The sequence below is a fragment of the Marinoscillum sp. genome, from assembly GCF_965229915.1.
In the GTDB taxonomy this organism is placed as follows: Bacteria; Bacteroidota; Bacteroidia; order Cytophagales; family Cyclobacteriaceae; genus Marinoscillum.
In genome coordinates, this window is the sequence record NZ_CBDDJZ010000001.1 from 2,853,000 (window position 1) to 2,866,762 (window position 13,763).

15 protein-coding genes and 1 riboswitch are annotated in these 13,763 nt (G+C 43.6%); of the genes, 7 read left to right on the top strand and 8 right to left on the bottom strand.

Annotated features, from left to right (window positions below; all coding sequences use genetic code 11):
- Both ACO067_RS12205 and ACO067_RS12210 read left to right on the top strand, forming a co-directional pair.
- On the top strand, positions 1–783 hold the full coding sequence (locus ACO067_RS12205) for a TerC family protein (RefSeq protein ID WP_421874490.1): 783 nt from the start codon (positions 1–3) through the stop codon (positions 781–783).
- A gap of 9 nt (positions 784–792) precedes the next feature.
- Entirely contained in the window at positions 793–1,953 is a 1,161-nt protein-coding gene (locus ACO067_RS12210) for a class I SAM-dependent rRNA methyltransferase (protein ID WP_421874492.1), read from the top strand.
- Between the two features lie 5 nt (positions 1,954–1,958).
- On the opposite strand, the gene ACO067_RS12215 is transcribed toward ACO067_RS12210, so the two are convergent.
- The 7 genes from ACO067_RS12215 to ACO067_RS12245 form a co-directional block, all read right to left on the bottom strand.
- A complete protein-coding gene (locus tag ACO067_RS12215; RefSeq protein ID WP_421874494.1) occupies positions 1,959–2,243 on the bottom strand; it encodes a Trm112 family protein in 285 nt (94 codons plus the stop codon).
- A complete protein-coding gene (locus ACO067_RS12220) occupies positions 2,240–2,881 on the bottom strand; it encodes a thiamine phosphate synthase (protein ID WP_421874496.1) in 642 nt (213 codons plus the stop codon). Before ACO067_RS12220 ends, ACO067_RS12215 begins: the two co-directional genes overlap by 4 nt.
- Complete coding sequence (locus ACO067_RS12225; RefSeq protein ID WP_421874498.1) at positions 2,878–3,939, bottom strand: AIR synthase family protein; 1,062 nt, start codon at positions 3,937–3,939, stop codon at positions 2,878–2,880. The genes ACO067_RS12220 and ACO067_RS12225 overlap by 4 nt, the downstream gene beginning before the upstream one ends.
- A gap of 3 nt (positions 3,940–3,942) precedes the next feature.
- A complete protein-coding gene (locus tag ACO067_RS12230; protein ID WP_421874500.1) occupies positions 3,943–4,668 on the bottom strand; it encodes a class I SAM-dependent methyltransferase in 726 nt (241 codons plus the stop codon).
- Positions 4,669–4,726: 58 nt separating this feature from the next.
- A riboswitch (TPP riboswitch) is annotated at positions 4,727–4,822 on the bottom strand.
- 105 nt (positions 4,823–4,927) lie between these two features.
- Positions 4,928–5,461: a TonB-dependent receptor plug domain-containing protein gene (locus ACO067_RS12235; RefSeq protein ID WP_421874502.1), complete on the bottom strand. Its 534-nt coding sequence runs from the start codon at positions 5,459–5,461 to the stop codon at positions 4,928–4,930.
- Positions 5,462–5,491: 30 nt separating this feature from the next.
- Positions 5,492–5,905 (bottom strand): hypothetical protein, encoded by a 414-nt coding sequence (locus ACO067_RS12240; protein ID WP_421874504.1) that lies wholly within the window; start codon positions 5,903–5,905, stop codon positions 5,492–5,494.
- Complete coding sequence (locus ACO067_RS12245; protein WP_421874506.1) at positions 5,898–6,398, bottom strand: RNA polymerase sigma factor; 501 nt, start codon at positions 6,396–6,398, stop codon at positions 5,898–5,900. Before ACO067_RS12245 ends, ACO067_RS12240 begins: the two co-directional genes overlap by 8 nt.
- Before the next feature lie 78 nt (positions 6,399–6,476).
- Here ACO067_RS12245 and ACO067_RS12250 point away from each other — a divergent pair, with 78 nt between their 5' ends.
- The 3 genes from ACO067_RS12250 (at position 6,477) to ACO067_RS12260 (ending at position 10,579) form a co-directional block, all read left to right on the top strand.
- Positions 6,477–7,196 carry a hypothetical protein gene (locus tag ACO067_RS12250; RefSeq protein ID WP_421874508.1) on the top strand — a complete coding sequence of 240 codons (720 nt, stop codon included), beginning with the start codon at positions 6,477–6,479 and terminating at the stop codon, positions 7,194–7,196.
- Between the two features lie 172 nt (positions 7,197–7,368).
- On the top strand, positions 7,369–10,035 hold the full coding sequence (locus tag ACO067_RS12255; RefSeq protein ID WP_421874510.1) for an AsmA-like C-terminal region-containing protein: 2,667 nt from the start codon (positions 7,369–7,371) through the stop codon (positions 10,033–10,035).
- 7 nt (positions 10,036–10,042) lie between these two features.
- Positions 10,043–10,579: a RidA family protein gene (locus tag ACO067_RS12260; protein WP_421874512.1), complete on the top strand. Its 537-nt coding sequence runs from the start codon at positions 10,043–10,045 to the stop codon at positions 10,577–10,579.
- A gap of 122 nt (positions 10,580–10,701) precedes the next feature.
- Here ACO067_RS12260 and ACO067_RS12265 read toward each other — a convergent pair whose 3' ends face one another.
- Positions 10,702–13,035 carry a TonB-dependent receptor gene (locus tag ACO067_RS12265; protein WP_421874514.1) on the bottom strand — a complete coding sequence of 778 codons (2,334 nt, stop codon included), beginning with the start codon at positions 13,033–13,035 and terminating at the stop codon, positions 10,702–10,704.
- Between the two features lie 139 nt (positions 13,036–13,174).
- On the opposite strand from ACO067_RS12265, the gene ACO067_RS12270 reads away from it, so the two are divergent.
- Together ACO067_RS12270 and ACO067_RS12275 are read left to right on the top strand one after the other, a co-directional pair.
- The gene (locus ACO067_RS12270; RefSeq protein ID WP_421874516.1) at positions 13,175–13,288 is read left to right on the top strand and encodes a DUF433 domain-containing protein; all 114 of its coding nucleotides are present in this window, start codon (positions 13,175–13,177) and stop codon (positions 13,286–13,288) included.
- A 117-nt stretch (positions 13,289–13,405) separates the two neighbouring features.
- Entirely contained in the window at positions 13,406–13,759 is a 354-nt protein-coding gene (locus tag ACO067_RS12275; RefSeq protein WP_421874518.1) for a DUF5615 family PIN-like protein, read from the top strand.
- Positions 13,760–13,763: the final 4 nt, after the last annotated feature.

Below are 13,763 nucleotides of genomic sequence, written 5' to 3' on the forward strand. Positions count from 1 at the left end.
ATGATCGAGAATATCATTACGCTACTCATGCTCATACTGCTTCAGGCTGTACTTGGTTTTGACAATCTGTTGTACATATCACTGGAGTCAAAAGGAGCACCTCCAGAGAAACAAAAAATGGTTCGCACCACTGGTATTGCCATCGCGATCGTATTGAGAATTGGTCTACTATTTATCCTTGTGAACCTGATCAAGTACTTTCAGGATACTCTGTTTAAAGTGGACACGGCCTGGCTGCATGGTGTTTTCAATGGGCATAGTCTGATTGTTCTATTTGGAGGAGGTTTTATACTCTATACTGCCCTCAAGGAAATCTGGCATCTCGTTTATCTTGAAGAACACGACCAAGAAGAACGTAAGAAGGAATCAGTGACTAAGATCATAACCATGATAGTCATTATGAATCTGGTTTTTTCATTTGATTCCATCTTGAGTGCAATGGCATTAAGTGATGTCTTTTGGGTAATGGCGGCAGCCATCGTGATCAGTGGATTGCTCATGATCTGGCTATCAGACAAGGTTTCGGTGTTTTTAGCCAAAAACAGGCTTTATGAGGTTTTAGGGCTATTTATATTATTTCTAGTAGGTGTGATGCTTCTGTCAGAGGGAGGCCACCTGGCACATCTGGAATTTTTTGGCAGTGAGGTTACCCCAATGAGCAAGACCACTTTTTATTTTGTGATAGCGATTCTGGTGTTAATTGATATAGTGCAGGGAAAATATCAGAAAAAGTTGTTGGCTAAGAAAAAGGCCAGAATGCAAGAAGAAGGGAAATCCATTTAATATTGCCTTGTGAAAACAATAGCCTTAAAGCCGGGAAAAGAAAAATCACTTCAACGCCAACATCCGTGGGTGTTTAGTGGTGCGCTGAATAAGCAGGAGGAAATTTCGGATGGTGAGCTGGTAAGAATTACCTCCAAGAATGGCAAGTTCCTGGGCATAGGTCATTATCAAAATGCCTCCATTGCAGTTAGAATTATTTCATTTGAAGATCGATCAATAGATCATGAGTTTTGGGTCCACGCCATCCAAAAGGCGCACGATACCCGAACCAGACTGGACCTGCCGTCTGATGAAACAACTATCTATCGATTAGTACATGGAGAGGGCGATTTGCTTACTGGTCTGGTGGTAGATATCTATGGAGATACTGCAGTCATGCAACCACACAGCGAAGGTATGTATCTCCAGTCTCGAGCAATTGCCGAGGCACTTAAAGAGGTGCTGGGTGATTCACTTAAAACCTGCATTCTCAAACACCCAAGTCATGCAAAGGAAGAGGCTGCAGAAGTGCTCTTTGGGGAGTCTAGAGAAGTTTATGAAGCCAAGGAATGGTCGATAACTTATCAGCTAGATTTACTCAATGGACAAAAAACAGGCTTTTTCGTGGATCAGCGGGAAAACAGGAAGCGGCTTGGCGAATACAGTCGTGGGAAGAAGGTGCTTAATACTTTTTGCTACAATGGGGGCTTTTCTCTATGTGCTCTCCATGCTGGTGCAGACAATGTGGTGTCCATTGATGTCTCAAAATCCGCCATCGATCAAACAATAGAAAACTTAAAGGTGAATGGATTTGATCCTTTACAGCATGAGTGCATTGCTATGGATACTTTTGAGTATTTGCAGCAAAACAGTGAAGACTTTGATGTGATCGTGCTGGACCCACCGGCTTTTGCCAAGCACATGAGTGCCCGACACAATGCACTAAAAGGATATACGCGACTGAACGCAATGGCTCTTCGCCAGATCAAACGAGGTGGGATATTGTTCACTTTTAGCTGCTCGCAGGTGGTGGACAAGACATTGTTTTACAATGCAATAGTCGCTGCGGCCATTCAGTCAGGTAGATCTGTAAAAGTGCTGGAGCGCTTATCGCAACCAGGAGACCATCCCGTCAATATCTTTCACCCAGAAGGTGAATATCTAAAGGGGTTGATACTGGAGGTTTGGTAATGCAATCAATCCCCAATTACCTTTTGAGTGTTTTCCAACCTGAACCTGTCTGGGTTATGAGGATCTACAGAAAGTCCCCACTTTTCCATAACGGGAGCTTCCAGACCTTTTTGCCGGTATTCATCTGGTGTCATGATCGGTATTCCATAGATAATTGGAAAGTAACGCTGACAGTCCGGGCATAACATAATACCCTCATGGATCTCCTCGTCAATTTCCGAAATAATGGTGACCTGAAGATCGTGTTTGTCAAATGGACAGCACATTTTATCGAGTAATGCTTTTCTCATGCTGTTGGTATCTTTTGTATTTTATTTAGTCTATTCCTATATGATTTAACGGCAGTTTCAGGGTCATTAGAACTCATTATTCCTGATATGATCGCTACCCCCTGGAAGTCCAGACCTCTTAGTAGTTCCAGGTTTTCGGGTTTTATTCCCCCAGACAGGAATAGGGGACGTGACGTTATCTCACGAGCTTTCCTAACCGACTCTGGTGTCACTATTTCACAGTTGCCAGCAGATGTGGAGGGAAACATCGCACAAAAACTGAGATATGAAAATCCTTCTTTTTCGGCCAGCTCGATAGTGTGTGGATCGTTGCCCACAGTGAGTCCAGTTATTTTATCTCTGGTATATTCTTTGGCATCAGGCCAGTCAACTGGGAGCTTGTCGAAGTGAACGCCATCCAGTTCTAGTTCCACACACAATTTCCAGTCGTCATGCATCAGCACGGGAACGTTATGTATCCCAGCAAGTTGTTTGATTTGATGGATGAGAGCCGTCTTTTGATGAATGCTAAAGTCTGCTGGCCAATGGTTCCAAACCTGAATCAGGTCAATGCCTCCCAGCAAAGCTTTGGATAGTTGATCCAGCACATGTTCGGCAGAGGGATCTATCACTAGATAAATTCCTTGTAGTCGTCTCATTTCCATCCTTTATTCAACGCTGTAAAAAAAGCTTCCCAATACGGGTCTATCCCTGTGGGGTGATATTTTTTCTCTTGATTTTGATAGTCCGTACATTGAAATACAGACTCATCGGTAAGCTCTCCCACCACGGCACCATCTATTCCTTCTTTTTCTAATGAAGCAATTAATTTTTGCTCACTTCCTGGTTTGACAGCAAAAATCATAGATCCTGCTCCTATCGATTTTAATGGGTTGATATCAAAAAGTTCAGCCACAGATAGTGCCTCTTCGTAAAGTGGGATGGCCTTCAGGTCTACTTGAAATCCACACTCTGATGCGCGTGCCAGTTCGTAGAGAGCGCCCAAGATCCCACCTTCTGTCACATCGTGCATGGCGTGAAGCTCGTCATTGGCTAAAACCCTGCGTGCAGTCAGTGCTTCTGGAAGAGCTGAAAGTTGCCAGAAGTTAGCAGCGGCTTTTTGTTGAATTTCACTTCCTAGTTGATCAGACACCGAATCTGGAAACGCCATAGCCAATAGCGAAGTAGAAGAAAGTCCGGCACTTTTACTCATGATTAGCTTATCACCTGCCTGGGCTCGGTTGCTAGTGATCATTTGATGGATGGGAGCGTGTAAGAACATAGTACCCCCGCCAGATATGGTCGATTCCTGACCGGGTATTTGACCAGTATGGCCCCCGGTGATACTTATGCCCAGCTTTTTACACAAGCTGTGTATGTGTGACCAATAGGAAGAGAAATCTTCTTTGGATAAGCTGGTGGGCAAGTTCAGCACAAACTGTGCATACTGCGGGCAAAAGCCCGTAGTGGCCATATCATTGACCAACAGGTGTACGGAGAGCCAGGCTGAAACCTCCATACCCATGGATGGAATGAGTGAGAGCGGATCGCTGGATATGGCCAGACCTTGCCCACCTCCCAAATCGATGATGGACGTATCCACTCCAAACTGGGCCCCATGGATTACTTCAGGACGCTCTGCCCCGAGTGATCCCAGCAATAATTCCTTGAAATCAATTTCACCTACTTTACCACTTTTGGAATCAAATGCTCCCATTACTTATACGTCGTTCAACTGAATGTGAAAACCGAAAAAGTCACCATAAGGAACTTGCCATTGCTGAGTTGGAAACCACTTTGGAAGTCCGGTTGCACTCCAGCTAATGGTATAATCTCTGTCTGGTAGGGCCTTGGCCACTAGTTCCTTTAGTGTTTTCGGAGTATAAAAATTGGCAGTGACATAGTAATTGTTTTTGTTGAAGGCTTGCTGTACCCTGCGGCGGATGAGTTTCGGGGTATTTCGGTTCATCATGCCCATGATGATACCGTACTTACCTACCCGAACCGCCTCTCGAATGACTGCCACTGGATCTTTGTAGTATTCAAACGTAGTGACGAATGCCAGCGCATCGAAGGAGTGGTCTTTGAAAGGCATGTGATGAGAATCTGCCAGCACCAGATCTCCGTCAAACAGATGCACACCTTGCGCCAGCATGAAAGGAGAAATATCTCCACCGGTTGCTTCAATGCCGATCTCATGCCACCACCTGGTGAATCGAGTTGTTCCGCACCCAAACTCTAGCAGTGTTTTGACTCGCGTATCCTTTTTGATGAGTTGCTCCAGGGTTCTTTTTTGCCAAACTTCCTGTCGTTTGTAGGGACCTTCGTAATAGTCCTCATAGTGGTCCGTGTCGTCACGGTTAAAAAACCACTCCTTACGTCCTTGCCAGTTGCGCAGCTCGCCGGTAGCCACGTCAAACTTTTGTTTTGTTTGAATATTACTCATTGGTCGTTCAGTTTTTGAAAACCTGAGTAATGCCCTGAAAATAGTAGATTATATATCACTTGGTGATGACTACAATTCCTACGCTGGCATTATCCAGATCAGGTCACGGGTATGATCTCAGCTCCTGTTTTGAGGAGCACCCCCTTGTAAATTCTGATTCTCCAAAGGTAAGGAAGAATCGATGGAAGACGAAAAGTATCTAACCCTCTAACAATACCTGTCGATCAAAAAGTAGGCTTGTAGAGGGTTAGATAGTTGTTTAGTTCTTCTTTTTCTTTTTGGTAGTGATAATGATCACCCCACTGGCAGACTGGTATTCCTTAGCCGCTTTCTCACCTTTTACCACTTCTATTACATCAATTTCATCCGGTTTGAGTTGGTCCAGATTGGACTTGGATGAAACCTTGCCATCAATAATTACCAAAGGGTCATCACTTCCACCACTGCGAATCATCACTTTGGTGTCCTGTTGATCATCGCTTTTGCTGATGTCCACTTTTATGGAAGGATTTTCGCGATTGGTGGTGATGAGGATTACGCCGTTTGGCGCATTGTATTCTTTCTTTGCTTCATCCCCTTTGATGACGTTAATCGCTTTGATTTTATCTGGATCTAGTAGTTCCATGATTTCATAGTCATACTTTTTGCCATCTATGTAGATATCTGGTTTGGCACCATCTTTTAAACTGACCTTGACTTCTTTTTCATTTTCCTTGTCACTACTTGGCTCCTGAGCATACAAAGAACTCAAAGACAAAGTCCATAAACTGATTACTATGATTGCATATTTCATTTTTACTCGTTTTCGTTTTTAACAATTGGATTACTTCGTAGCTACATATATTTCAATCAGCTCATCGCTGTAGAGAATTTCTTTTTGATCGTTTTCTTTGGTCTGGAACATGGCTCTCGCATCGTTTAGTAGTGCTTCTTTTTGGCTGACGCTCATCTCACTAGACTCGCTGGTAGTACTGAACCAAAAACCCAGAATGATGGTGATCGATGCTGCAGCCCCAGACAGCCCATAGATCCATCGTTTTTTTTCTTTTCGTTTTTGATGAATGGACCGCCAAATGGTATCCTCCATTCCATCAGGTGCTTGTACTTTGTTTCCTTTGATGTAATCTGCCCATGGCTTTAGGGCTGGCTCTGCTTGGTCAGAGTTGAGCAGTATTTCCTCTTCGGGAATGGAAGACTCACCTTCCAGGTATTTTTTATAGATGTCCTTATCACTCATAGCTATAGATCTTTTTGAGTTTTGACCCGATCTGTTTTCGTGCCCGGGAGAGCAAGACCCGCACGTGTTCGATTTTTAAACCTGTTGTATCAGCAATTTCTGAATACTCCAATCCATCCAGGTCACGCATGGCGAGCACTTCACGCTGACTTTCAGGCAGCTCCATTAGCATCTCTCGGATGATTCCATTCAGCTCCTTCCATTCTATTTCTTTTTGTGAATTGTGGTGGTCCGCAGATTCATAGTCAGCCGCATTCACAAACAAGGGATGCCGTTTTTTTAGTAAATCCAAACAATGATTTTTGGCGGTCAGCAGCACAAAACCAGTTACGTTTGGGTGATTATTGAGCTGTTTACGTTTGTCCCAGAGTTTCAGCATTACTTCTTGTACTGCGTCATGAGCGTCTTCCTTATTGCCCAGCATTCGGTAGACCATTGGATAGATCTTTTGGGTAAGAGGAAGAATGTCTTGTCTGAATTTTGCTCCGTTCATCTGGTAGTAATAACGACATTTTGAACTAGGTATAACAGCACGGCTGAAATAATCTCTGGAATGGACTATTTTTAATCTATGGAAAATGAAAGACCAGACTTTCCCATCACTATTCGTGAAGAGCGAACCATTCAGCGCATTACTGTTACAGGAGTTGTTACAGATGCAATTAGTGCGTTCAATATTGAGCGCGGACTTATTTATACACTTAAACTACTGTTTACAAAACCAGGCCGCTTGTTGAGTCTATATCTTCATGATGGGCGATTTCGGATATTTAACGCGTTTAGACTGTTATTGCTGACTACTGGTCTCAGTTTGTTTCTATTGTATTTGCTAGCTCCTGAAACGTTTTTTACCGACTTTTCTAAGGGGTTTAACGACTATGGGAGTGATGATCAGATCGATCCTAAAAATCTTCAGAACTTTTTCCTGGACTGGTATAACCTTATATTATGGGTCGCTATTCCGGTTTATGCCCTGTTTTCATACCTGTTCAACAGGAAGGCTGGATACAATTATGCGGAACATTTGGTAATGCAGACTTATCAGATTTGTGCTATTAATGTCATCACTATCTTATTAGTGGGATTGACCATTATCACATCTTCCTCCTGGATTTTATATGTAATGTTAGTCATCTCGCTGACTTATTACCTTTGGATGCTGGCTGCATGGATGCACAAGCGTGGTTTTTGGTTTATGTTCAAAAACATTCTGGCCTATGTGCTAGCCAATCTTGTCTACATTGTTATCACTTCTTTAGTATCAGTGTTCATCCTGATAAAAATGCAGTAAAGTAACAGATCGCACTATTAGATCACCTGATTATTAATTCTTGACAACACACTCGACTTGTATCTGTTAAATAAGTAATTTGGTATAGCAAATTTGGAAATATGAAGCCATATCCGGCAATCACTTTCCACTTACTAGAAGATTTTTTAGCATACAATACGAACCACAAGCTATGAAAAAAGTACTCATTATTCTCGCATCTCTCATTGGGTTAATCCTGATTGCAGCGATTGCCCTACCGATCCTATTTAAGGACGACATTCAGGCTGCTATTGATAAGGAGCTGGACAATGCACTCAACGCCAAAGTATACTATGATACGGATGCTTTCAGTGTCACACTCTTCAAAAGCTTTCCCGATATCTCTGTCACAGTCGGTGATTTTGGGATAGTGGGCATAGAACCTTTCGAAACGGATACTCTGGCGGATATCAAGGAGTTTAGTTTGACATTGGACATCATGTCTGTGATTAGCGGTGATCAGATTGAGATTGTGAATGTGTCTTTACTGGAACCCACCATCAATGTGCTGGTGCTACAAGATGGCACAGCCAACTACGACATTGCTAAGCCATCTGAGGAACCCACCGAGGAAGAGGAAACCAGCGAAAGCGCTCCTTTGTCCATCAAGATTCAGGGATGGGAAATTGTCAACGCTAATGTGGTTTATGCGGATGCAGCCACTCCTATGGTAGCAGCTATTTCTGGGCTTAACCACTCCGGATCAGGAGATTTTTCGCAGGATGTTTTTGACATGATCACGACTACCTCAGTAGATGCCATGACGTTCAGCTACGATGGTGTGGACTATATTTATAAAAAGTCCTTAAATGCCGATATCACAATGGCCATGGATCTGGCCAACATGAAATTTACATTTAAGGAAAACCAAGTTAGTCTCAGCAATTTTGGTTTTGGGTTTGATGGCTTCATCAGCTTGCCAGCTGAGGATATTGACATGGACATCTCCTTTGCCGGTAAAGAAATTGATTTGATTAGTGTTCTTTCTTTAATTCCAGGAACCTATCAGGAGTATCTGGATGGCGTCACGGCCTCAGGTACAGTGGGCTTTGATGGATACGTTCGCGGTACCTACAATGAGTCCAGCATGCCTCAGGTACTGGCCAACTTTGGTATTTCAGGCGGTAAGATTGTCTATGCTGAATACCCAGTGCCAATGGAGCAAATAGAGGTAAAGGCCACTTTCGATATGCCATCGGCGAACTTGAGGGAGACGTCTTTTTTGATGGACAAATTCCACATGCTTCTTGACGGAGAAGAGCTGACTGCTTACTTAGACTTTAAGGACTTGGAGGACTATTACTGGGACTTCCGTATGAATGGAAACATCGATCTTGAAAAGATCACCCAGGTGGTCAAGCTGGAAGAAACCATCCTAAAGGGTAAGGTTAATGCGCAACTGAACACTAAAGGAAGAATGTCTGACCTGGAGGCAGAGCGCTATGCCAATTTGCCAACAACCGGAAGCATGGAAATTTCTGATTTTTATTATGAAAGTCCAGATCTTCCGCAAGGGTTTGGTATTGCCAATACCAAGATGACCCTGGACCCAAAAGAAATTACCCTGGCCAACTTCAAAGGAAATGCAGGTAAAACAGACCTCAACATGGATGGAAAAATTTCCAATTACCTGGCATATGCGCTGAACGATAGCGCCATGCTTTATGGTAATCTAAACTTTAGTTCGGCGATGGTAGATGCCAACGAGTGGATGACGGAAAGCGAAGAGGAGGTAACAGAAGATACTGCAGCACTAGAGATTGTTCGAATTCCCGAAAACGTAGACTTTGTGCTGGCTTCTAACATTGAGTCCATTCTATATGATGATTTGGAGTTGAAAAATTTCAATGGAAAATTGATCGTGCGCGATGGAGCCGTTCGAATGGAAAAAGTGGGCTTTAACCTGCTGGATGGACAGTTCGAAATGAGTGGTGCGTACAATTCTGCGATGGCCCTAACTGATCCACTTTATGACTTTGACTTTAGCATCAAGGGGATGTCGATTGCTTCTGCTTTCCAATCCTTTACCACTATTCAGCAATTGGTGCCTGTGGCTGAGAAGATGACCGGTAAGTTCTCCACTGATTTTAAAATAGGCGGCTCGATAGGAGAAGGGATGATGCCTAACTATGACGACATGCAGGGAGCTGGTCTGGTGAAAGTAGCTCAGGCTGCTTTAAAAGATGTAAAGCTGTTATCTGCCGTTTCCAGTGTAAGCAAGTTGGATAAGGGAGATGGTGAGGTCTCGTTGAAAGATGTCATCATGTCTGCAGAAATCCATGACGGCAGACTATGGGTAGAGCCTTTTGATATCAAGTTTGCTGGCCGAAAAGCCACTGTTGGTGGAAGTACAGGTGTAGATGGAAGTTTGGATTATGCCATGGCCATGGATGTTCCTTCGGGTCAGGTAGGTGAAGCACTCAATAGTGCCATTTCTAACTTCGCCGGCATAGACAATGCGGTAGGTAAGGATATTACCCTTAACCTGGGAATTGCTGGTACCTATGACGAACCTAAGGTGAAACTACTTAGTGCTGGACCGAGTGGTGGAGGTGGATCCACTGGAGTAAAAGCAGCCCTTCAGCAGCAAGCCAAAGAGAAGGTGGAAGAGAAAAAAGAGGAGGTGAAAAAAGCAGTGACGGAAGCCAAAGATTCTGCAACAGCAGTAGTCACTCAAAAAGTTGATTCCGCTAAAACTGAAGTGAAAGAAAAAGCCGAAGAGGTGAAGGAAGAAGCCAAAGAAGAGGTAAAAGACAAAGCTAAAGATGCTGTAAAGGACTTGTTTGGCAAGAAGAAAAAAGATGGTGGTGGAAAATGATATCACCATGAAGAATTTATCGATAGTACTGTTATTCTTGATTGCGTGTGCATCTCCCCAGGAGGAGCAACCACTATACCACTATGATGTGGAGGAGCGGATCAAAGAATTGGGGATTGAACTCAAGGAGCCTGGAGCACCGGTGGCCAATTATGTCAATGCCGTACGAAGTGGCAATCTCGTGTTCATGGCAGGAAAAGGGCCTAGACTTCCTGAAGGAGGGAATGTCACGGGAAAAGTTGGTGACAGCCTGACGATAAAGCAAGGTTATGAGGCAGCTCGTCTTTCAGGTATTGCTCAGTTGGCGGCTTTAAAAGCGGAAGTTGGAGATTTGAATCAAGTGGTCCGTATAGTCAAAGTCACTGGTATGGTCAATGCCTCTCCAGACTTTACCAATCACCCTGAAGTAATCAATGGCTTCTCTGACCTGATGGTGGATGTATTCGGTGATCGGGGCAAACATGCACGAGCGGCTGTTGGAATGGGATCTTTACCCAGAAACATAGCCGTGGAAATAGAAATGATCGTGGAGGTAAGCGATTGAAGACAACCCCTCCTGGATAAGGAGGGGTTGTTTGAATAAACTTGATTCACTCCCCGAGAACACTCATAATCGAGGTGACCAAATACCCAACTGTAGGAACGGGATTCGGGTGTGACTAATCGTTAAAACTTGAAAGTATATACCAGGTTAGGAATCATTGGTAGCTGATAGCTTTTCTCGATATCTTCTGTTGGTTGCAAATAGTACTCTCGCACCAGCGCCTGATTGCCAGTAATGTTATTAGCATCCAGCTTCAACTCGCGTGTGGTATTGCCTTTGTTGCGGCGAATCCCGATAGACAAATTCAGGAAAAAGACGTCTTCACCCTGCTGACCAAGTGGGTCAGACTCATCATAGATGGTGTACCCAGCTTCTCTGCTTGCCTGTAGGTCAATAGAAGTGTATCGACCTCCACCTAATAGAGCCAACTTGGTATTTACAAACATTACTCGGTTCTTTTCTGTCTTGCCAATGGCAAATTCCTTACCGCCGATGAAGTTGACAATATAATTTCCATTAAAGGCTGTAGACCGCTCAATACCATCAGCTCCTGTATAAAAGGATTCGTACAGTGAGATGGTGCTCATGTAGTACAGTCCATTATGAAAGAATCGTTCATATGTGAGTTCCAAACCATAATTCCTGCCAGTGCCATCGTTAGTAAGCGGAATAGTTCCGTACGTATCTGATTCATTGAGAATGGAATAGCTGGATCCAGGTGTGTTGTCGATCGGAACCTGGTATAAATGCTGGTAATATACCTCCGCTTTCAGGTGGGTTTGCGGGTTGACCAGGTAGTCATAACCCACTACAAAGTGTGCTGCTTTTGACGGTTTCAAATTTTTATTTGGTTGGAGTATGGAGCCATTTGGCTGGGGAACTCTCGCCAGATAAGTCGAAATGGTGTTGAGTTTACTATGAATTCCAAAACCAGCATTTACTGAGTTTCTGGAATTGATTTTCCATCTCATAGCCGCTCGTGGCTCTACAGAGATTGCCTGATTTAAGTTAAAATAGAGTGAATGAATCCCAGTGGTAAAGGTCCAGTCATCATTGAGTCGGTACTTCCATGAGGTGAATGCCTGAACCGTTTCTGTGGCTCCTTCGTCTTTTAGCACATCTTCCATTTCGTTGATGTCAAAGTTGTAACTCCTTGCATTAGCCACATAGCCAAGTCTGGAGAGGATCACACCAGATTCTATTTTGTGCTGAGCATTGAACTTGTAATTGAACGTAGATAGCAACCGCAAGGTGTTTTTATTGATGTTGGCATGTTCGGTTTCGTAGTATTCCATTTGTTCATTGACCAGTTCATCTATCGATTCCAGTTCGGTACCCGTATAGGCTAATGTGGTTTTCAGGAAGGCTTTTTCATTAAAGAAGCGCACATGTGAGACACCAAATACACCTAGTTTACTACCTAGTTTACCACGGTATGCACGGTCTCCATTGTCATGAAACTCTTCGGCATTGATGCTACTAATCCCACCGAGTCCAAAAATGCTCAAGTGATTGTCTTTGTTTAGTGGCAGGTTCACATTGAGGGCCGCGTCCTGATACTTAGGCACTCCACCGAAATCCACGATGCCTACTTCGTCAAGAAGCTGCAGTGAGCTATAGCGGTAGTTGGCAATGTATGATCCATTATATCCTTTTTGAAAAGGACCTTCTGCAGTGAAGTCAATACCGAGCGTACTGGCGGAGGCAGTATATTCTCTGGTTTGATTGTTTCCTTTTTTGTACTTCATATCAAACACCCCAGATAGGGCATTTCCGTACTCAGGCGCAAAAGCGCCAGTGAGAAAGTCAGAGTTGGCGAGCATATTGCTATTCAGCGCGTTGATAGGGCCGCCAGTAGAGCCTTCATTGGCAAAGTGGTTCGGGTTGGGAATCTCGACTCCCTCCAGTCGCCACAAGATCCCTTTAGGCGAGTTGCCACGTACCACTATGTCGTTATTTCCTTCGGCATTGCTGTTGACCCCCGCAAAGGACGCCACCAAACGAGCTGGGTCATTGAATGCTCCAGCATAGCGCTGTGTTTCTTCTACTGAAAACGAGCGTGCGCTTACCAGTGCCATTTCATTGAGTACTTCAGCCTTGTCCTTTTGGGCGGTGACCACTACTTCTTCCAGTTTTTCAATGGATTCGGTCATTTCGACCGTTAGGATCACTTCCTTGGCAGCCGTCACCAGGATGTTTGGAATGACCTTCTCACTATATCCGACGGATTGTACGAGTAGATCTACTCGACCATAAGGAACTTTGTCCAATCGAAAATTGCCTTGCAAGTCAGCAGAAGAGCCGATTAGTGGCTCATGGTTCAACACTTGAATGGTAGCTCCTATTAGTGGACTTTTAGAATCAGTATCGAGCACGGTGCCTCGGACCACCTGAGTCTGTGCAAAAGCAATGGAAACAGTAAAAGATGCAAGTAAAAAATTGATTTGTCGTTTCATCTGAGTTTAGTTTTTAAGACGATTTCGCCTATAGGAAAACCAACTCGAGATTTACCCCCATAAAGATTTCGTGCAATTCCAGTAATTCTTTGATTTGTGTAGTGTTTAACATATTTGAGCATTTCACTTGACTTTAACTATGGATTGGAAGGATCACATATCATCTAATCAAGAGGTTCTTCTAGGTAAGCCAACGATAAAGGGGACAAGAATTTCAGTTGAGCACATTATTGGATTATTTGCTCAGGGTTGATCAGAACAAGATATTTTGGATAATCATCCACGTTTATCCAATGAGTCGCTTCAGGCAGTGTTTGCTTATATTCAAGACTGCCTGAAAGATGGATTGCTTCATTCTACGGCTTAGTTGGTGAAATTTTTAGCTAACGAAAATATCCCATTAGCCAGCATTAACTATCTCGAGTTGCATGACTTTGGTATCAAATCGATTGGTCAAGGAAGTTTCGGCATTTCTGACGAAGAAGTTATGAAGATAGCCGTAGATGAGGAGTGCTGCATTATCATGTATGATAGCGATTATGGAGAACTCATTTTTAGACATGGTTATCAACCTCAATGTGGAGTCATTTTCATTCGTTTGCCACCTACTGATCCGGAACAGGCTGGAAGAATTATTAAGGACCTAATCAAGAATGAGCAGATAAAGCTAGAAAGAGCATTGACTGTTATTGATTCTAATTCAATCAGACAAAAGAAATACTAGTCCA

Coding starts and splice junctions, on each gene's coding strand:
- ACO067_RS12220 (WP_421874496.1), bottom strand. CDS start 2,881: ATGAGACGACTACAAGGAATTTATCTAGTGATAGATCCCTCTGCCGAA.
- ACO067_RS12230 (WP_421874500.1), bottom strand. CDS start 4,668: ATGAGTAATATTCAAACAAAACAAAAGTTTGACGTGGCTACCGGCGAG.
- ACO067_RS12205 (WP_421874490.1), top strand. CDS start 1: ATGATCGAGAATATCATTACGCTACTCATGCTCATACTGCTTCAGGCT.
- ACO067_RS12250 (WP_421874508.1), top strand. CDS start 6,477: ATGGAAAATGAAAGACCAGACTTTCCCATCACTATTCGTGAAGAGCGA.
- ACO067_RS12255 (WP_421874510.1), top strand. CDS start 7,369: ATGAAAAAAGTACTCATTATTCTCGCATCTCTCATTGGGTTAATCCTG.
- ACO067_RS12265 (WP_421874514.1), bottom strand. CDS start 13,035: ATGAAACGACAAATCAATTTTTTACTTGCATCTTTTACTGTTTCCATT.
- ACO067_RS12270 (WP_421874516.1), top strand. CDS start 13,175: ATGGATTGGAAGGATCACATATCATCTAATCAAGAGGTTCTTCTAGGT.
- ACO067_RS12240 (WP_421874504.1), bottom strand. CDS start 5,905: ATGAGTGATAAGGACATCTATAAAAAATACCTGGAAGGTGAGTCTTCC.
- ACO067_RS12225 (WP_421874498.1), bottom strand. CDS start 3,939: ATGGGAGCATTTGATTCCAAAAGTGGTAAAGTAGGTGAAATTGATTTC.
- ACO067_RS12245 (WP_421874506.1), bottom strand. CDS start 6,398: ATGAACGGAGCAAAATTCAGACAAGACATTCTTCCTCTTACCCAAAAG.
- ACO067_RS12215 (WP_421874494.1), bottom strand. CDS start 2,243: ATGAGAAAAGCATTACTCGATAAAATGTGCTGTCCATTTGACAAACAC.
- ACO067_RS12235 (WP_421874502.1), bottom strand. CDS start 5,461: ATGAAATATGCAATCATAGTAATCAGTTTATGGACTTTGTCTTTGAGT.
- ACO067_RS12260 (WP_421874512.1), top strand. CDS start 10,043: ATGAAGAATTTATCGATAGTACTGTTATTCTTGATTGCGTGTGCATCT.